Genomic DNA, 19,094 nt, shown 5'->3' on the forward strand with positions numbered 1-19,094 from the left:
CAGAAAGAGATAAAGGTTCGTTTATATGGATGCTGCTCTATTTACGCTGTTAGTTATCGTCGTTGCGCTTATATTCGATTTTATTAATGGCTTTCATGACGCAGCAAACTCCATTGCAACTATTGTTACCACTAAAGTGCTTACCCCCAAACAAGCAGTAATATGGGCAGCTTTTTTTAATTTCATTGCTTTTTTAGTGTTTAATTTGACGGTAGCTCATACTATAGGTGAAGGATTAATTGATTCGCATCTGGTTGATTCCCATTTTATTCTAGCTACCTTACTAGGCGCCATTTGCTGGAATTTAGTAACCTGGTATTATGGATTGCCTTCGAGTTCTTCTCATGCCCTAATTGGCGGCTTGGCAGGTGCAGCTATTGCCAAAGGTGGTTTTTCGGCCTTGAAATTGGCTGGTTTTATCAAAGTAGCGCTAGGAATTTTTTTATCTCCCATACTTGGATTATTAATCAGTTTATTTCTTACCCATGGTTTACAACAAATAGTGCCTCCGAGTAAGAAAGCCAAATTTAAACTGTTGTTTTGTGGCATACAATTAACAACTTCTGCCATGCTAAGTTTGTCACACGGTAGTAACGACGCGCAAAAAACTATGGGGATTATCACCATTTTACTGTTTTCTTCTTCGTGGATTCACGGCGATTTTCATGTACCACTTTGGGTAGTGATTTCGTGCCAAACCGCCATCAGCCTTGGCACCTTAGCGGGAGGATGGCGTATTGTACACACTATGGGCACCAAAATAACCAGACTTAATACCTTAAAAGGTTGCGCGGCTGAATCAGGAGCCGCAATTTCTCTATTTCTAGCAACCTATTTAGGTATCCCGGTATCCACAACGCACACAGTTGCCGGAGCAATTACTGGTGTCGGCTTAACTGATGGCATCAAAGGTGCTCACTGGAGTGTTATCGGCAAAATATTCTTTTCATGGTTACTTACCATTCCTGCAGCGGCAATTGTTACCGCTACATTGCTTTTATATGGTCTATGCTAGATCGCTGTGGGTGCAACTATAGGCAAAATAAACAATTAAACCAATTAGCATCCACAGTATAAAACGCAGCAAAGTAAGCCAAGGTAAACTAATCATTAAATAAAAACAACTTAATGCCCCTAAAATAGGAATGTAGGGCATTCCTGGAGTTTTAAAGGGTCGATGCAATTTAGGGTGTTTATAACGTAAATATAAAACACCAACACAAACAATAATAAAAGCAAATAAAGTACCGACATTAACCAATTCGGTCAAAACATCTAAAGAGATAAAAGCTGCCAAAAGTGCCATGATGGTTCCGCACAACAAGATGATTCGTGCCGGTGTCCTTCCAACCGTACTGGTTTTTGACATTGCTTTTGGCAATAAACCATCGCGCGACATCGCTAAAAGCACTCGCGTTAAACCATAAAATAAAACCAACATCACGGTTGTTAACCCCGCAATTGCGCCAATACTAATGACACCCGCGGCAGTTTTATAACCTAGAGCTAACAAGGCATGACTAATCGGTGAGGCCACATTCAAGCTTGAATAATGTGCAATACCAGTTAACAATCCCGCTACAATAATATACAAAAGAGTACAAATAATTAAGGAGCCAATAATGCCAATGGGTAAATCCCGCTGAGAATTAACCGCTTCTTCTGCAGCAGTAGAAACCGCATCAAAACCAATATAGGCAAAAAAAATTAAAGACGCTCCTTTGAATACTCCAGCCCAACCAAAAGGCATAAATGGCAACCAATTAGCTACTTGGATATTGCCACAGGCGATCACAATAAACAGTAAAATGACTAATAGTTTAATCGCCACCATCAAATTATTGACTCGCGAGCTCGATTTCACTCCTAAAATCAATAACATGGTCAAGAACATGATAATAAACACAGGTAAGATATTCATCACTCCACCTTGAGCAGGACTATATCGTAGCAAATGTGGAAGAGGTAAATGGATTGTTTTTAAAAAATCAGCAGCATAACCACCCCAGCCAACGGATACTGCCGATACAGAAATGGCATACTCAAGCAGTAAATCCCAGCCAACAATCCAGGCGATTAACTCACCAAATCCAGCATAAGCATAACCATAGGCACTGCCACAACCACCAATGGTTGAGGCTAATTCAGCATAAGATAAAGCAGCAAAAGTGCAAGCGAGACCGGCAATCATATAGGAAAAAACAACAGCTGGACCGGCATGAATTGCCGCAACAATGCCGGTTAGGACAAAAATACCAGCGCCAATCACAGCACCCACGCCAAAAAAAATCAAATCAAATGCAGTAAGACATTTTTTCAGATTTGATTCCTCTTCTATTAAGGCATCGATCCCTTTTTTCCGAAAAAAGTCCATGTTAATATGCCCTCAATTTTGCAACCTTTATTATTTAAGCAAAAGTTTTGCCAAGAAGAAGTAGATAAAATAAAATATATGGTTCTGCTTTAAGTATTTGTTAGAGCATTGCCATAGGTTAATACTGTAAATGAGAAACATAATTGTCTGCCTTTTAATGCTTTGCTCATACAATGCATTCACCGCGCCAAAACATCAAGATTGCAACAAATACTGGCTTCCTATTTTTAGACCATTATGTGAACGACTTCACCGCTCTTGGGAAGAAGGAAAGACCGATCTCTATATTTCTGGATATGCTTGGCATAATCGCTTTACCTACAGTCGTGAATGGTTGCATACAAAAAAATACAATGAACTGGCGTGGGGTGGAGGCCTGGGTAAAAGTATGTTTGACGAGCGCGGAAACTGGCATGGCATTTACGCCTTTGCTTTTCTAGACTCGCATAAAAATGTGGAGCCAGTAATTGGCTATGCTCGCCTCTTTGTCACCCTCTTTACATCAAACATTAAAGCAGGTGTGGGTTATTCCTTTTTGATTACTGCACGTCCAGACATCATGCATAATATTCCTTTCCCAGGAGCCGTACCTTGGGCTGGAATTTTTATCAACAATATTTCTTTAAAAGCAGCCTATATTCCTGGTTCTTCTAGCAATGGTAACGTCTTATACATGGTTGGTACTTATACCTTTGATACCTGAATCATTTTCCTTCCACTAAATTACTTTTTTAGTCAATAGTGTGCTATGTTTTGTAAGAATAAATCTAAGGAACTCTTAAAATGAAACCATTTATTGAGCAAGCACAAATATATGCCAGCTACCATAAAAAACAAATAACACGTTATATACATTTTGCAGGAGTACCTCTAATTGTACTGTCATTGATGATCCTATTAGGATTTGTACAAATCATTATCCCCAACGTATTTGCCAGTAACCTGGCCTGGTTTGCGACAATCGCTCTACTTATTTACTATTTTCTGCTGGAATGGAAACTGGCTTTAGCCATAACACCCATCCTCCTTTTTCTCTTATGGATTGCACATTGGTTTAGCGAAAATGGCCCCACCACCTTAGGTTTATGGACCTTTATTTTAACCTTTGTCATTGGCTGGGCCTTGCAATTCTATGGTCATTATCTTGAAGGCAAAAAACCTGCATTTTTGGATAATTTAAATCAAGCACTGATTGCACCATTATTTCTGGTCGCCGAACTTTTTTTCATGGCGGGCTATATGAAACCCCTGCGGGCACAAATTTATGGAACAACAGACATTGAAGAGCATGATGTATAGAGGGCATCCCAACGCAAGGATTAAAGATGAGCGCTTGGAATCGACTAGCCATTAGCCTTCGTAAGGAAGCAGAGTAGTTTGAACGGCGAAAGGCTTAAGGCAAGGCAAAGTGCCAGTGCATGGCTTTCGATAAGCCTTCCAACATCAATTCACCGCGGATGCTATTGCCTTTAGCGTTTACTCGTGGGCTTAAAACTACAATCCCTGCTTTTCCTGGAACCACAGCAATGGTGTAACCTGAAACACCGCTTTTAGCTGGCATACCGGTTTTCACCATGTGTGTGCCAGTTTCATCATATAAACCACAAGTTGCCATAATTGCTAATGTAATTTTACAGGTTTCAGCAGAAATTACCTGTTCTCCAGTTTCTGGATCACAGCCACCATTCGCAAGTAAGGTTGGCAAGAACAACATTTGTTCCAACAAAGCCTCATAAGAACATAGAGTAAAATACAAGTCCAATGTCTCAGAAACGTCCGTACCCAGATTATTTCTGCTTTTTAGCAAATAAGCCAAGGAACGGTTACGATTACCTGTTCTTTTTTCGGAAGCAAAAACTAAAGGATTAATGCTTAATCGTTGTTTAAATAGTTTTTGCACCCAATGTTCTAACCAACCAAATTGCTGCTCCCCAGTACCAGGGATATGAGAACACAAAGTAATGGCACCTGCGTTAAGCATAGGATTTGACGGTTTAGGGCCAAATTGCTCCAAACGGGTAATTGATGCAAAATCATCACCTGAAGGCTCAACCTTAACCCACTCAAATAATTGCTCATCACCAAACTCTTCAAGTAAGCCAATTAATGGGATCAATTTACCTGTACTTTGCAAAGTGACTGGCTGAAGAGAACCATTGCTGTAAGAAAGCATACTCCCTTCTAATGGCTGTACTGCAATTGCCGTTAATTCTTGATTCACATTAGCTAACTCAGGAATATAATTTGCCGTTTTTCCTTCCTGGTTGCGCTCGGCAATATGCACTAGCTCTTCTAATAAATTGATTGTAAGTAATTTTGCGGACATGAAACTATTTCGATTGAAAAAGGGGCTATTATGATAAATTTAGCACATCAAGACAAATGTTTTATTATAAAAAGGGCGTTATTACATGATTTTGTAGAGTCTTCATCCAATATTTGCATCATTATGCTTGAGATTTTGTAACCACCCCTCGACTTGTTCGAGGAGTCCATGAGTCGAAGTACGAGACAGTCGATTGACATAATTTTCTAACTTACTTGAAAAAAAAAAGTAACTCCCCAGGTATTTAATTGAGCTCACCGGGCTTCCCCTCTCCACCGCGCGCAGCGTGGGGGAGAGGGATCAAGGGTGAGCTCAATTAAATACCTGGGGAGTTACAAAAAAAATACAAATATGATCAAATACATGGATGAAGCCGCCATCGTCGCTTACCATTGAGTCTTTACTTAAGATTATTGCAGCACAGACTGAGCAAATAGCACGGCTTGAAGCCCGTATAAGGAGTCGTGTGGAATAACCACAGATTGTTCGCAAAAGAAAATAGACAATAAATAATAAATGCTGATGAGGTTTATAGCCTCATCAAGCCTATAAATTGAGGGAACGACCTTAAAGAAATGCAACAAGCTATGGCTATTTTTAGGGATAATTTCAGGATTCTGCCTTGGATTATTTTGTTTCGCTTTCTGTGTGTATGGACTCTCACATATAGGAAGTCACCAAAGCACTTTTAAGTTGGATTCACAATCAAAATGAAAAATGAAGAAAAACGTATGCAATTTAAAATAGGATGTTTTTTTGGGGCTTGTGCTATTTGGTGTGACCCTGATGGTCACCTTAATTCTTAATTGAAAGTCATTTCTTGGTTTGGGTCCTTTGGGGCAATGAAGTACTACTTACGTTAATGACTGTGATCCCAGGCCTGCGTGATTTGAAAACAATAATGGATTTTCTGATTTCGTTTAAAATCCTGGTCAATCGTTTGTGCACTAATATCTTGTACAGAATACTTTTCTCTAAGTTCAGCATTTAACTTAAATTGGCGAAAATTAGTCGAAAAATAAAGAATGCCACCCGGATTTAATAAACGCATTGCCGAATTAATTAAAGAAGCATGATCGCGTTGAATATCCATAGTATCCGTCATACGTTTGGAATTAGAAAAACTCGGAGGATCTAAAAAGATGACATCAAAACGATCGCGGGTTACACGTAACCATTCACGGCAATCATAGTGCACAAATTGATGTTTGGATAAATCTAAATGGTTAAGGCGGAAATTATCTTCTGCCCATTGCAAATAAGTATTTGATAAATCGACATTCGTAGTTAAAGCGCCAGCTAAAGCCGCATGCACGCTTGCAGAGCCGGTATAACAAAAACAATTTAAAAAGCGTGTACCAGGTGTTAATTTAGCAAAACTTAAACGTATAGGGCGGTGATCTAAAAATAATCCGGTATCCAGATAATCATAAAGATTTACTCTTAATTTCGCAGCGCCTTCAGTGACAATCATCGCGTTACGCGTTTGCGCCATTTTTTGATACTGATTGCTCCCCTTTTGTTGCTTACGCTGTTTTATTACTAATTTATCGGCAGTAATTCCTAAAGCACGTGGCACCACCTGCAAGACTTCCAAACTATGCTTTTCTGCTTTATGTACAGGCACACTAGCCGGGGGAGCATACTCTTGTAAAACGGCTTGATCATTATAAATATCAATAGCGTACGCATATTCAGGCAAATCTGCATCATAAACACGGTAGCAAGAAATATGATTTTTCTGCGCCCATTTATGTAAATGACGATAATTTTTTTGCAAACGATTTAATAACATTTGCGCATTATCGGATAAAGGACCACTAGCCGTTCCTTTTAATTCATTATTGGCGCTGAGCTCAAAACAATACAGCTTACACTCTATGGCTCCATTATATAAGGTGTATTGCTTATTCGAACGCAAACCTATGGCCTTAGCCAAGACTGAATTGGAAGTAATGACGGCTGCTTTCCAGCCTTTATAGTGCTCATATAAATTCTTTCCTAATTGTTGGTACTCTGGCACCAATTGAGTGGTATCCCCTAAACGCTCGCCATAAGGAGGATTACAAACAACAATGCCTTTTAGGCCCATATCAACTGCAGTGTAAGACTCTTTCAAAGGCAGATTTTTAAATACCACTAAAGGCGCCACTCCAGCCCGCTCAGCATTCGCCTTAGATAAGGCAATCGCCTTATTATCCTTGTCAGTTCCTAATAAAGTAATAGGTAGAGGCTTTACTTGTGCTAAAGCGTCTTCGCGTAGTTTTTTCCATAAAGTTTCTTGATGCTGCACCCAATACCGTAGGGATTGATCTTGACGTATTAAACCAGGCGCCACATGAGAAGCCATCATTGCTGCCTCGATCACTAAAGTACCGGAGCCACAAAAAGGATCATGGAGCATATATCCTTGTGTTGCTAAATCAGGCCATTTCGCTCGGAGTAATAATGCAGCTGCGACATTCTCTTTAATCGGTGCATTTCCTGTCTGAGTACGATAGCCGCGTTGATGTAGGCTATAACCTGTTAGATCAAAACTTACTGTCAATTCATCATTTTTTAAATAAGCGTGGATAAGAATTTGTGGTTTTTCTTTATCAATGGAGGGGCGTGTACCATTTAAACGACGAAAATGATCCACAATTGCGTCTTTAACCAATTGTGCTCCATACATAGTATTACGAATATGTTCTGAAGAACCATGAAATTCGATGGCTAAAGTTTTATCATGCGAAAAAACTGTTTGCCAGTGAAACTCGGTACATAAATGATGCACGGCTTGCTCGTTGCGGACATAACCACTAAATAGTATTAGCTGTACACGGTTAGCAATACGTGACCAAAGGCATAATTGATAAATCGTCTGCAAACTGCCTTCACCAAACACTCCTTGCGGACTCACACGGGTTACTTTAAGTCCTAAGACCTTGACTTCCTCTTCCAGCAAATACTCAAGCCCGCGTGGACAACTGATAAACAGGGAATAATTCATAGAATATATGTCCTTAAATAACGAAAAAGTGCTTTAGCAGCACCAGCATTTTTTCCTTTCTGTTGCTCATCAACTGCTTTTTTAATGAGTTGCCTTAATTGTTGTACTTCTTCTGGTTGGTAAGTTGCAATAAATTCCGTAAGGGCTGGTTTACCTTCATTAATTAAACGCTCTCGCCAAACTTCAACTTCATGAAACGACGCCGTGACCGCACTTTCCTCGGCAATAATACGCTCATAAGCCACAATAATCTCTTCGAATTCTGCGGCACGCATTAATTTACCAATCAACTGTGCCTGTCTTCTTTGAGCACCATGACTTTTAATTGATTTTGCATCAATAATAGCTTTATACAGGTTCTCAGGAAGAGGCAATAAATCCAGCTTTGCCAAACTAAGATCGATAAATTTTACACCTATTTTTTGCAAATAATCAGCGTCTCTTTTTTTTTGGGATTTACTGACTGGCTCGTCCATACTACTACTTTAAATGATAAAAATGAGGCTGATTATACTATAGAAGCCTATTCAGCCGCTACCAGCGAATCAGAAATCTGGGATTGGTTATAATTCTTTTCGGGGCGAAAACGTAGATAAGTTCTCGCGACTGCAATAAAATTATATACCAAGATGCATAAGAGTAATAAATGCAACCAAGCAACAGTTAAGTATTTAAATAAAGGAATCGTGATTAAAACCCCAACACAACCGGCAAGACTGAGAATCAAAGTTTTCTTTAATGGAATTTTATTCTGTTGTAGAAATACCAAAGTAGTCAAAGGTTGTTGCATAGCTCCAGCAGTAGTCATAATTGGGAAAGCAACAGCAGGAGAAATGTTCATTAAAAACAATACACCTTGCACCATAACAAACAGCCCTACACCAACAGAAGTCAATGCCCCACAAACTACTAAAGCAAAAAAACCGATCACTAACTTCCAAGAAGATAAAGAAGTCAATTCTCCACCAATGGGTAAAAGGCTAAATTGATGTGCAATCAATAAAACAATAATTAAAGCAAATGCCCAAAGCATGGCTAAACGGATGGCTTGCTTACTAAGTCGACTCACCACAAAACCACCAAGCAAACCACCCACACAAGTTCCCGTAACTAAGGTGAGAAGCGTTGTAAGGTCAACATCAATTAAGCGCATAAAGAATAAAGATTCAATCGTTCCAGGAACAACCTGAGCACCATTATTTACAGCAGGCATTTCATCATCGCGAAAAGTATTCATTAACTTCGCCAAAGTTACGTTAACGGCAAAACTTCCAACTCCTATGGTATCTGCAATAAACGCAACCACACCACTGATTGAGAGCTTAATATATTCGGAGATAGAAAGTTTTTCTGAAGGTTGGTGCCTAAGCTTAATTACCATTACGGCAACAGAAAGTAAGCTCAATATGAGTATACCAAGAATAACGAAATCTATAATCATTCGATCTCAACCTCAATGAAAAATTAGCTAATAATTGCAACGCATTAGAGCGGCAGGGCAATTATATACTAATTATTTTGATCAGCAAACAACATCTAGATTAAAAATAAGTCTTTATGAATTATGTATATACATTCCACCTATTACTAAAGTATACTTAATGAGTTCCTCACGGTTGTCCATACTTCCTACCTCATTGTGAAAAATGATGCAGAAAATCTCTTTTTTAACAAAATGTCAATGTTTTTTTAATGGGACAGCCCTGATGCCTCAATGAAGGGTGTTGCCGAAGAACAAAAAAAGTACTGAGTCGTTGCCTCAAAAAGGGTGTTGCTTTTGAGAGATTTTATTGCAGTTAAAAAATAATTGTTATTGAGCCTGGTGGGTATGTGGGCGAGAAGCCTGTGAGTGTGGTCAATAGCTGTGGATAACATTTTTTCGTTATCCATAGCTTTGTCCACAAGTCCCGAAGGGCACAGGCTGGTCCGAAGGACTCGTCCATCATATCCATAGGCTTTATTTCCATCAGTGCTCGATTGCTTCATTAAATGGCCTTTCTCTGTTTTGTATTTTGAACATTCACTTGCTTAAATAGTAATTTTAGCTTCTTTTGAATGTTTTTTGTAAATAAAATGGGCCAAGTGTAATAAATTTATCCTTAAGCGTTTTTTTCTGCTCTAAAGTAAGGCCATTTGATGCCATTAATCGTTGATAAGGAGTGTGTGCTTTGTCATACTTTTTCTTAATCCTTGATTCAATGCGTACTTTATCAACCAGTTTAATACAGGGGTAGAAAAAATTAAAAAGCAATGATAGTTCATTAGCATATAAATCATTCATGAATTTTACTAACTTGGGATTATCAAAGCGATGATACCCAAAGACTTGTCGCACATGAGTCCAGTTTTTTTGCTCAACATGGGCATTATCGTTACTATGATAAGGTCTTGAGCGTGTAAATTGAATAGAACGCTGTTTTTCAGGGTGATCAGTAAAATAACGAACAAGATGCCAATTGAGAAACTCTGATCCGTTATCACAATCAAAACCTTTTATTTCAAACGGTAAATGGGTTTCTATATCTTCAATCCCCTCCATGATCCCAGCCGCTCCTTTGTTCCATGCAGCACGCATCTCTGTCCAGCCACTAAAAATATCAGTGAGCGTTATCGACCAGACAAAATCACCCATCAACGAAGTACCACAGTGCGCGACAGTATCTGCTTCCATAAAACCAACTTGTTTGGAGTCCCACTGATTGGTGCTAATCGGAATATGTTTCCTTAAAAGGCTTCCAGGTTTCGTTCCACTTAAACCCTTCCCATAACGTACTTTAATGGGTTTTAGTAAACGATCAATCGTGGCAGCACTCATTGATAGAAGTTGAGTTGATATGTCTTCCAACAAAGGTTCATGATGCTTCTGATAATGGGGCAGCCATAAAGGAAGCGCCCTTTGTAAGCGCTTACCACACATTTGATCCGTTGCCAGCCATATTGTTTTAAGCGGTTCCAATAATACTGCAGGTTCATATGTTTTCTTTTTTCCTGGTTTCTTCGGTTTTCTATCAGAAATTGGTGCTTGTCTCAGCAAACGAGCTGCTGCTTTTCGGTGATAAACATGGGTTTCACAAAATTCATCCAATATACGCTTTTTCACCGCTCGATTTCCTCGACGATAACGCAAACGCTCTGTTTTTAAATATAAATCCATACAAATTGCTCCCATTCTTGCTTCTCCCTTCGGCAACAGCAATATTGAGGCAACGATGCAATTTACATACTTATTTAAAGGGGTCTTCGGCAACAGGTAATTTGAGGCAATTCGTACCTTGTGAAATGGATACTTTGAAAGTAATTTGTGATAAACACCAGTTGCTTCTCATTGAAGATTGCGCCGAAGCATTTGGTACTTATTATAAAGGACGCCACGTAGGTACCTTTGGAGATATTGCGACTTTTAGTTTTTTTGGCAACAAAACAATTACCACCGGTGAAGGGGAAATGGTCGTTACTCAAGATAAAGAGCTCATGGCGAAAGCATGTCATCTCAAAAGCCAGGGTGTATCCACTACCACTGAGTACTGGCATGATGTACTAGGTTTTAATTATCGTATGACGAATATTTGCGCAGCCATTGGTTTGGCACAATTGGAACAAGCAGATGATATTTTAGCTAAAAAAAAGACAAATTGCGCAATGGTATGAAATGGGACTACGTGATTTACCGTTAGAAATGCATGCCGAGATTGAAAATACCCGCCATTCTTATTGGATGTGCTCTATTTTAGTAAATAACAAGGCTTATCGGCAGTTGCTGAGAAGCTATTTAGCACAAGTAGGTATTGAAACAAGACCTGTATTTTATCCGGCCCATACCTTGCCACATTGTAAAAAAGAGGGTTATTTTCCTCAGGCAATAGATATTAGTGAACGAGGTATTAATCTTCCAAGTTTTCCTGGATTAAGCTTTACGGATGTAGAGAAAATAACCACAGCAATAAGAACCTTTTTTAGAGAAGTTAGAAAGTTATAATTTATGAAAAAAGCAGCAGTTAAATTAAATTCTTATTTCAATGGAATCTGGAAAGCACGTTATTTTTTGATTCATTTAGCGCTTGCCGATCTTAGAGCCAAGTGGCGGCGCTCTTCTATGGGTATATTATGGTCTATCCTGCAACCTCTGGGTATGACACTTCTTTTAGCGCTAGTATTTAGTCGATTGTTCCATACTGATATTGTCCTTTATGTACCGTATATTTTATCTGGTTTACTCACCTGGGAATTTATTGCTTCCTCTTTAACAGGAGGTTCTTTGGCTTTTGTCCAGGCCGATGCCTATATCAAACAAATTAAACATCCTTTGGCCATTTATACTTTAAGATTAATTGTAAGTAATCTAATTACATTCACATTAGCTGCCTGTGTGTTATGGGTATGGGCAGGATATGTAGCACCATATCATATCAATTGTTCTTGGTTAGCTGTCCTTAGTTTTTTCCCCTTAATTGCTATGATTACCTGGCCTTTGGCTACTTTATTAGCTTATTTTGGCGCACGATTTCGTGATATCCCGCATGCTATGGGCTTAATTTTGCAGGCATCTTGGTTTGTTTCTCCTGTTTATTTTGAAACAGCGATGTTTCGTAATAAGGTGGTCTTGATGCATTGATTGATTATAATCCAATTTATCATTTGCTGCAGATTATTCGTGCTCCGATCATGGAAGGCCATTGGCCCACCATCCATAATTATCTATTTTGCCTGGGAACTATGGTATTTTTCACTTTGTTAGCAATAATAATAGGTTGTAAAGTAGAGCCTAAGGTGGTGTTCTACCTATGACAACTAGCCAAATTATTTTAGAGGAGGTTAATCTCCTTTATGCCTCAATGGCATATAAAGAACGCTCCTTTAAATCTCTATTGAGTAGAAGGCTTCGTCCCTCTATCAATAAACCGAGGCTAACAGACATTCATGCTTTGAAAAATATATCTCTCACTATCCAGCAAGGTGAACGTGTCGGTTTGATCGGCCATAATGGCGCTGGCAAGTCATTGTTTCTTAAAACGATTGCAGGCCTTTATCCTATTTCTTCAGGCAAATTAACTACCCACGGACAAATTCGCTCCTTATTTGACTTAAGCCTGGGTTTTGAACCCGATGCCACAGGGCGAGAAAATATTCTCTATCGTGGATTATTGCTTGGTTTGACGCCACGATTTATTCGTACCAAAGAAGAAGAAATTATCGGGTTTGCCGAGCTAGGTGAATTTATTGATTATCCTATCAAAACCTATTCAGCCGGTATGCAAATGCGTTTAGCGTTTGCTATTTCTACAGTCGTAGGAGGAGACATTCTTCTTCTGGATGAGGTAATAGGTGCTGGAGATGCCAATTTCATGATAAAAGCAAAACAGCGTATCGAAGGACTCATCAATCAAGCGCAAATTATTGTTTTAGCATCGCATGATTTTTCTTCCTTACAATCGTTGTGCAAACGCGGCATTGTACTTCATCACGGCAATGTTGTTTTTGATGGATTGATTGATAAAGCCATTTATCATTACAAGCATATTAATGGATTAGATTAAGTTATGAAAGAAAAACCTGTTCGTGTTATGTGGTTATTAAATGATTCAACATTCCGATGCTTTGAAATAGACCAATTGGCAGGACTAGGTATTACCGAAGTATTTGCCCCAAAATCATATCCCGTCGACAAATCTAATTTGTCTACGGATGTGGATTATTCTTTAGATGCCAGTCTTTCTATTCCTGAGAAAGATTTGGCACTGTTAAATGCCCAAAACTGGTATGAAAATCCAAGTGAAGAAGCCTGGCGAATTGCCAATGAATATTTTGATGTTGCGATTATTGGTTTTTTCTTGCGTCAAATTGAAGCAACTAGTCGTTTTTTCCTAGGCTCCATTGTATTGAGGGCTTTTGGTTTAAGTAGTGGCACTAATTATACGCAATTACTTTATGAGCTTGCAGGCTCGCAATGTATGGCAAAGCTAATGAAAGCGAGTCATCGTTTTTGGTTCGGCGCAGGATATGAGCATTTAAAAGACATTGAAGGGCAATTTTTTCAGGCAAAAAACTGCTATCTACCTGTTGGACTGAATAATACCACGATTAGAACTGATTGGACTGGACAAGAAAAACGTATTTTGTTTGTCCACACACCGGTACCTCAGATTACTATAAACAGGTATACGAGCACTTTATTCATAATTTTGATGGTTTCGATTACACTATTGTCGACACGCAGTCTATTGCTGTAACTGATCCAAATGTTGTGAGTTTTGTTGAGCAAGAGCAGTATGCGGCTATTATGCGTACTCATTGTGTGATGTTTTACTCGTCAACCGAATCTCATCATATTCACTATCATCCTTTTGAAGCAATACAGGCAGGCATGCCATTACTTTTTATGGCAGGGGGCATGCTGGATAAATTAGGAGGAGGGAATTTGCCGGGACGCTGTAAGTCAATTAAAGAAGCACGGACAAAAATTAAACGAATTTTTAATCATGATAAACTATTTATTGAACATCTGCGCTTAACTCAAGCAGTTCTTTTAGAGGCAATGAAGCCTGAAAACTGTAAAGAAACTTATAAAAGAAACTTCAATCTGATTCTCGATGAATTAGCAACTTATCGTCATTCGTTAGCCAAACATTCAAAACCACAAAAGCGTATTGCAGTTATTCTTCCTCTTACTTATTCCGGAGGTACTTTAAGAGGGATGAATCTGCTAATTAAAGCCTTACTTGTCGGAAGCAAATTAGATAATGAGGACGTTGAGATAATCATTGCCCATCCTGATAATGAGCGGCTGTATAACGATGATACTTACAGCGACGTTCCTACTACTTTTCGCCGTGTATTCCACTGGAAAATGTTAGATAAAGAGGCTGCTTGTAGAGCAATGATCTATGCAGGCCATGGAGAATGGCAGGCTACAGAAACTAATTATATTGTTCCTGATGACGGTATTAACTACCTCCTGGATTGTGATCTTTGGCTTATTATTTCGGATCGATTAGAACATCCATTACTTCCTCTACGACCTTATGTATTGATGATTTATGATTATCTTCAACGTTATATTCCATGTCTTCCACAAGATATTAATATGGCTTTTTTATCTGCTGCTCATCACGCTCAACGGATTATGGTTACTACTGATTTTACAGCACAAGATGCGATACAATACGCAGGGCTTAAACCTGAAAAGGTATTTAAGGTGCCTTTTCTAGTTCCTAAATTTAAAAACTTAACATCCAATCTCGATACTAGCATAGAAAATCCTTATTTCATTTGGACAACAAATAAGAGTTTGCATAAAAATCATGTGAATGCTTTTCTTGCCCTTCAGGAATATTATGAACGTTGGGGAGGCAATTTAGAGTGTTATATTACAGGGTGTGAGACCAAGAAGTTACTTGATAATGAAAGTCCTCATCTTCGTCAAGTTTATGATATTTATCAAAATTCTTCTACATTAAAAAAGAAGGTAAAGATACTTGGCGAACTTTTTGATGCAACCTATCAACAAAAATTAAAACACGCAACGTTTCTTTGGCATGCTGCTCAAATAGATAACGGAACGTTCAGTGTACTTGAAGCAGCTCAATTTAGTGTTCCTTCTCTTTCTAGCGATTATCCAGCCATGCGTGAAATTAATGCACTATTTAAGATCGGTTTAGCCTGGATGAACTCAGATAATCCCAGGCAAATGGCAGCACAGCTAAAATGGATGGAGGAACATCATGGACAACAACGTTCGCTATTAGCTAACAACAAATTAAGTGAGACTCTTTCATTTAATAATCTAGCAATTGAGTATTGGAAGGTAGTTAGAGAATGCTTATAAGAAACTATGGAATTTATTTGGCTTATCCACCCACAGTTGATTTACGTTATGAGGGATTAGGGCGTCACCTAACTGCTTTTTTGAAAGGCGCAGCTCAACGTAAAGATGTTCGGTTTGTTATTGTTTGCCCATGCTGGAGCAAAGTAGGGTTAATTGAATTATGTATCAGTGAAAAGGTTCCTCTGGAAAGTTTTGATATCATTACGCCAACGAAATACCCATTATCTTTAAAATGTTACGAACTTTATCAACAATATAAACAACGGCCTGTAAAAACCTCTTTTTTTACTCGTCTAAAAAAACAATTATCTAAGTTATCACTCATTACGATTACAAATCTACAATATCGCTTATTTGTTTCCCGAAATATCCTGGAATTTATCCTCCTTGTAAGTTTATTTCTATTAGGATCGCCATTTGTACTTTTAAGCTTTCTGCTATTCATGACTATGAAAAAAGGATCGCACATCATAATGCAATTTAGCAAAAAGTTCTCTCTAGGACGTGCTACATCAAAGTTTAAAAGAATGTTAATTAGCCCTAAAACAAATGCGGAAGTTCTTGATCTCTATCAACATATTGCCCAAAGAGAAATTAGCTTAATGTTAAAGTTGATTAATGGCATGCCATAAATTAAGGCTTGGTATACCCCAACAGCATTTTGGCCTTCATTTAACCAAATTAAAGCTCCTGGTTTAATTTGCGTTCCTGATGTTGTTTTAACAGAGTTTCCGGTAGGATTTTCAGGTGAGCGAGGGTTTTTGAAAAAGTTTAAGCAAGTAGAGGAAACTATCTATGGAGGTAAACATTTTGTCACTTATAGCGAGCATATTAAAAAAAGTACATTAATGTCGCATTACCATAAATCAGCAAAAAACATTCATGTGATTCCTCATGGATCGATTAATTTGGCTTCTTTGGTAACCATAGAAAGAGGTGATGATTATGAAAAAGCGCAAGCGTCTTTGCTTTATTGTAAAAAACTATTGGCGGGAATATTTCTAAAATCCTCATCCGAGTATGTACGTAAGTTTAGTAATACCTCTGTAAAATTTTTGTTTTATGCGAGCCAATTTAGGCCTTCAAAAAATGTATTAACTCTTTTACGTGCTTATAACTATCTATTACGGAAACGTTATATTGATCATAAACTGATTTTGACAGGTACATTTAATACACTAAAAGAAATCCCAGACTATATTAAAAAGCACCAATTGAGTCATGATGTTTTATTACTTACGAATTTGACGAGTAATGAATTAGCTGCCTGCTATAAATTAGCAGACCTTACTGTAAATCCCAGTTTAAGTGAAGGTGGCTGTCCTTTTACCCTTACGGAATCCTTATCGGTAGGCACACCAGTTATTATGGCAAAAATTTCGGTTACTACAGAAATTATTATCGATAAGGATTTGCAACAGCTTATGCTATTTGATCCTTATGACTGGCGTAATTTGGCAACGCGTATTGAATGGGGATTAGCTAATCGACAAACATTACTTGAACAGCAACTACAATTATATACAACCTTAGCACAACGAAACTGGCAGCATGTTGCAGATGAGCACATTATGATTTTAGATAAATTATCTAACATGAATGACGAATTAAATATTCACTCATTAGCCTCTTATAAGGAGACTCCTTGCTTAGAGCTCCAAAACGTGCGCGATAGTGCAAATATTTAGTCACCGTTCACGTAATGGCGTCAACTTAAGTCCACCACGTCATCTCGAGCGTTAGCGAGAGATCTCCGAATATCGGAGAGTCCTCGTCGCAAGCGCCTCTGAATGATGACTACGCTATGGAGCAATTCTGGGTGTCAATACCAACTCTGGCAAACACTTTTTTTACTTTATTTACATCCACAGCTAAGTCACGTGCACTGTAGAGCACGCCACAAGCGCCTTGTTCGAAATCTGTGGTGGGAGTCCAATACTTGCTATTTGCCATGATCATTAGATGGTAGGTTTTTTTAATGCTAATTTCTTTGGCTAATAAATAAAATGCCTTGTTAAAAATACCGCTGGCAGTATGGACAATAAAATTTTGTTGGTATTGTGGGCCTGGTAATTGCTCAGCAAAGCGAAGCACATCTTCATAACTAATAGCACAATAAGCACCGTGACTTTGAGCTAGAGTCTTATCAAAACAATCAGCCGAATTACCATCCGCAGAAGGATAATCCATAAATCGTAACGCCTTACCAAACGAGTCACGCACGATTGTTTCACCAATTCCCCAAGTCACTGTATTCGGTTCTAAATACATTTTATTATACAGTTCGGGGGACTTTTCCAGTAAATAGGCCCTAGCTACTTGTCCTGCCATATCGGATAATGATTCATTTAATGCCCCTGACTGATCATGATATTCAAGGTTTGCATGTTGTTCGGTAAAACCATGGGTAACTTCATGCCCAGCAATATCTAAAGACACCAAAGGATAAAAAGCTGAGCCATCCCCAAAAGACATCGCGCCACCTTCCCAAAACGCATTATCATAACCTTGGCCAAAATGCACACGCATGATTAATTGTGAGGGGGCTCCGTCAGGAGTTTGTAAGGCATTGACACCATACCAATTGCGATACATATCAACAATGACATGACCGAAAAAATACGCATCATTTATTGGCGAAAAAGCACCATTGATAAAATCGCCTTGATTGTTATTACATGGATATTCAAAGGAATTGATTAAAAGATTCTCCCAGTCCCATGCAAATCCTAAATTAACCAATTTAACTGCAGGAGTTTCCATAACGCAGGTTGTTCCTTTTTGGGTTACTTCCAAGGCTGGCAAGCCGTCTTTACCGTACCAATACTCATGTACCTTTTCATTACCACCAGGCCCACCATCAGCAAATTGTTTTACATTATTCCATTGCTTATGGATGACTCCGGTGTGCGCATCAATAATAAAAAAAGGCCACGCGGGCTTACCATCTGCTTCTGTACTTTTAAATGAAACCAGGTATGTCAATTGAGGTTCATTATTCACCTCGACTCTAATTTGTAACTCGACTTTCTCTTCATGCATCGGTGTTTGCGGATTAAAACCTTGCCAGGATATTTTTGCAGTATTTAATGCTTGTTGTTGAGTGATCGCAGGCTTGGTATTGAGATGAATGTCTGTAAGTAAATGACCATTCACTTGCGCGGCATGATTGGCTTCGTTGGTAAGAGTCACCTGCGCCCCCACTACAGTGAGTCCGCGATAAAGTTGCTGATAACGAGTGATCGTTTTGCTGTCTTTTTGTGTTTGGTTGACCTCTTGTAATGTGGATGTATTCACAACTCCACTGACCATGGAACGCGCCTTATTTTTGTGCTTTTGTGTTAGCACAAAGGAGTTTAAACTACTTAATGGGGCTTGATATAAATTAAGTACTTCGGTAGAAAAAGCTTGATGGGAAAGAAAAAATAAGGGAAATATTACAAGTTTTCTTAACATAAAAATCAGCCACAAAGAAATTAAGAAAAAAATTAGTATACACAAAATAACCTAGTCACTCAATATTTGCTCAAAATCAGACAGATGAAACATCTTTTTATTATTGCAGTGGGAATGAAAACAG

18 protein-coding genes are annotated in these 19,094 nt (G+C 38.6%); 11 read left to right on the top strand and 7 right to left on the bottom strand.

The window, feature by feature from the left end:
* Window positions 1–25: 25 nt before the first annotated feature.
* On the top strand, window positions 26–1,015 hold the full coding sequence (locus QM652_RS01420) for an inorganic phosphate transporter (protein WP_415072368.1): 990 nt from the start codon (window positions 26–28) through the stop codon (window positions 1,013–1,015).
* Here QM652_RS01420 and QM652_RS01425 read toward each other — a convergent pair.
* A complete protein-coding gene (locus tag QM652_RS01425; RefSeq protein ID WP_415072369.1) occupies window positions 1,007–2,374 on the bottom strand; it encodes an amino acid permease in 1,368 nt (455 codons plus the stop codon). The genes QM652_RS01420 and QM652_RS01425 overlap by 9 nt on opposite strands.
* A gap of 130 nt (window positions 2,375–2,504) precedes the next feature.
* On the opposite strand from QM652_RS01425, the gene pagP reads away from it, so the two are divergent.
* Both pagP and QM652_RS01435 read left to right on the top strand, forming a co-directional pair.
* Window positions 2,505–3,077: a lipid IV(A) palmitoyltransferase PagP gene (gene pagP / locus QM652_RS01430; protein ID WP_415072370.1), complete on the top strand. Its 573-nt coding sequence runs from the start codon at window positions 2,505–2,507 to the stop codon at window positions 3,075–3,077.
* 80 nt (window positions 3,078–3,157) lie between these two features.
* Window positions 3,158–3,673, top strand: a complete 516-nt coding sequence (locus QM652_RS01435) for a DUF962 domain-containing protein (protein ID WP_415072371.1) — start codon at window positions 3,158–3,160, stop codon at window positions 3,671–3,673.
* Window positions 3,674–3,767: 94 nt separating this feature from the next.
* Here QM652_RS01435 and glsA read toward each other — a convergent pair whose 3' ends face one another.
* The 5 genes from glsA to QM652_RS01460 all read right to left on the bottom strand — a co-directional run bounded on the left by glsA (window position 3,768) and on the right by QM652_RS01460 (window position 10,846).
* The gene (gene glsA, locus QM652_RS01440) at window positions 3,768–4,700 is read right to left on the bottom strand and encodes a glutaminase A (protein ID WP_415072372.1); all 933 of its coding nucleotides are present in this window, start codon (window positions 4,698–4,700) and stop codon (window positions 3,768–3,770) included.
* A gap of 859 nt (window positions 4,701–5,559) precedes the next feature.
* The gene (gene rlmKL, locus QM652_RS01445) at window positions 5,560–7,692 is read right to left on the bottom strand and encodes a bifunctional 23S rRNA (guanine(2069)-N(7))-methyltransferase RlmK/23S rRNA (guanine(2445)-N(2))-methyltransferase RlmL (protein ID WP_415072373.1); all 2,133 of its coding nucleotides are present in this window, start codon (window positions 7,690–7,692) and stop codon (window positions 5,560–5,562) included.
* Complete coding sequence (gene yjgA / locus QM652_RS01450) at window positions 7,689–8,168, bottom strand: ribosome biogenesis factor YjgA (protein WP_415072374.1); 480 nt, start codon at window positions 8,166–8,168, stop codon at window positions 7,689–7,691. The genes rlmKL and yjgA overlap by 4 nt, the downstream gene beginning before the upstream one ends.
* A 47-nt stretch (window positions 8,169–8,215) precedes the next feature.
* Complete coding sequence (locus QM652_RS01455) at window positions 8,216–9,133, bottom strand: sulfite exporter TauE/SafE family protein (RefSeq protein WP_415072375.1); 918 nt, start codon at window positions 9,131–9,133, stop codon at window positions 8,216–8,218.
* A 600-nt stretch (window positions 9,134–9,733) separates the two neighbouring features.
* The gene (locus QM652_RS01460; protein ID WP_415072376.1) at window positions 9,734–10,846 is read right to left on the bottom strand and encodes an integrase; all 1,113 of its coding nucleotides are present in this window, start codon (window positions 10,844–10,846) and stop codon (window positions 9,734–9,736) included.
* 125 nt (window positions 10,847–10,971) lie between these two features.
* Here QM652_RS01460 and QM652_RS01465 point away from each other — a divergent pair, with 125 nt between their 5' ends.
* The 8 genes from QM652_RS01465 (at window position 10,972) to QM652_RS01500 (ending at window position 17,202) form a co-directional block, all read left to right on the top strand.
* A complete protein-coding gene (locus QM652_RS01465; protein ID WP_415072377.1) occupies window positions 10,972–11,340 on the top strand; it encodes a DegT/DnrJ/EryC1/StrS family aminotransferase in 369 nt (122 codons plus the stop codon).
* 1 nt (window position 11,341) lies between these two features.
* A complete protein-coding gene (locus QM652_RS01470; protein WP_415072378.1) occupies window positions 11,342–11,668 on the top strand; it encodes a DegT/DnrJ/EryC1/StrS family aminotransferase in 327 nt (108 codons plus the stop codon).
* A gap of 3 nt (window positions 11,669–11,671) precedes the next feature.
* On the top strand, window positions 11,672–12,304 hold the full coding sequence (locus QM652_RS01475; protein ID WP_415072379.1) for an ABC transporter permease: 633 nt from the start codon (window positions 11,672–11,674) through the stop codon (window positions 12,302–12,304).
* 169 nt (window positions 12,305–12,473) lie between these two features.
* Window positions 12,474–13,226 carry an ABC transporter ATP-binding protein gene (locus tag QM652_RS01480; RefSeq protein WP_415072380.1) on the top strand — a complete coding sequence of 251 codons (753 nt, stop codon included), beginning with the start codon at window positions 12,474–12,476 and terminating at the stop codon, window positions 13,224–13,226.
* A 3-nt stretch (window positions 13,227–13,229) separates the two neighbouring features.
* Window positions 13,230–13,919, top strand: coding sequence for a hypothetical protein (locus QM652_RS01485; RefSeq protein ID WP_415072381.1), 690 nt, complete (start codon window positions 13,230–13,232; stop codon window positions 13,917–13,919).
* 14 nt (window positions 13,920–13,933) lie between these two features.
* Window positions 13,934–15,514 carry a glycosyltransferase gene (locus QM652_RS01490; RefSeq protein ID WP_415072382.1) on the top strand — a complete coding sequence of 527 codons (1,581 nt, stop codon included), beginning with the start codon at window positions 13,934–13,936 and terminating at the stop codon, window positions 15,512–15,514.
* The gene (locus QM652_RS01495; RefSeq protein ID WP_415072383.1) at window positions 15,505–16,146 is read left to right on the top strand and encodes a hypothetical protein; all 642 of its coding nucleotides are present in this window, start codon (window positions 15,505–15,507) and stop codon (window positions 16,144–16,146) included. Before QM652_RS01490 ends, QM652_RS01495 begins: the two co-directional genes overlap by 10 nt.
* A 129-nt stretch (window positions 16,147–16,275) precedes the next feature.
* A complete protein-coding gene (locus QM652_RS01500; protein WP_415072384.1) occupies window positions 16,276–17,202 on the top strand; it encodes a glycosyltransferase in 927 nt (308 codons plus the stop codon).
* Window positions 17,203–17,311: 109 nt separating this feature from the next.
* Here QM652_RS01500 and QM652_RS01505 read toward each other — a convergent pair whose 3' ends face one another.
* The gene (locus QM652_RS01505) at window positions 17,312–18,970 is read right to left on the bottom strand and encodes a M4 family metallopeptidase (RefSeq protein WP_415072385.1); all 1,659 of its coding nucleotides are present in this window, start codon (window positions 18,968–18,970) and stop codon (window positions 17,312–17,314) included.
* Window positions 18,971–19,094: the final 124 nt, after the last annotated feature.

Origin of the sequence: Legionella sp. (assembly GCF_047605385.1) — a bacterium.
In the GTDB taxonomy this organism is placed as follows: domain Bacteria; phylum Pseudomonadota; class Gammaproteobacteria; order Legionellales; family Legionellaceae; genus Legionella.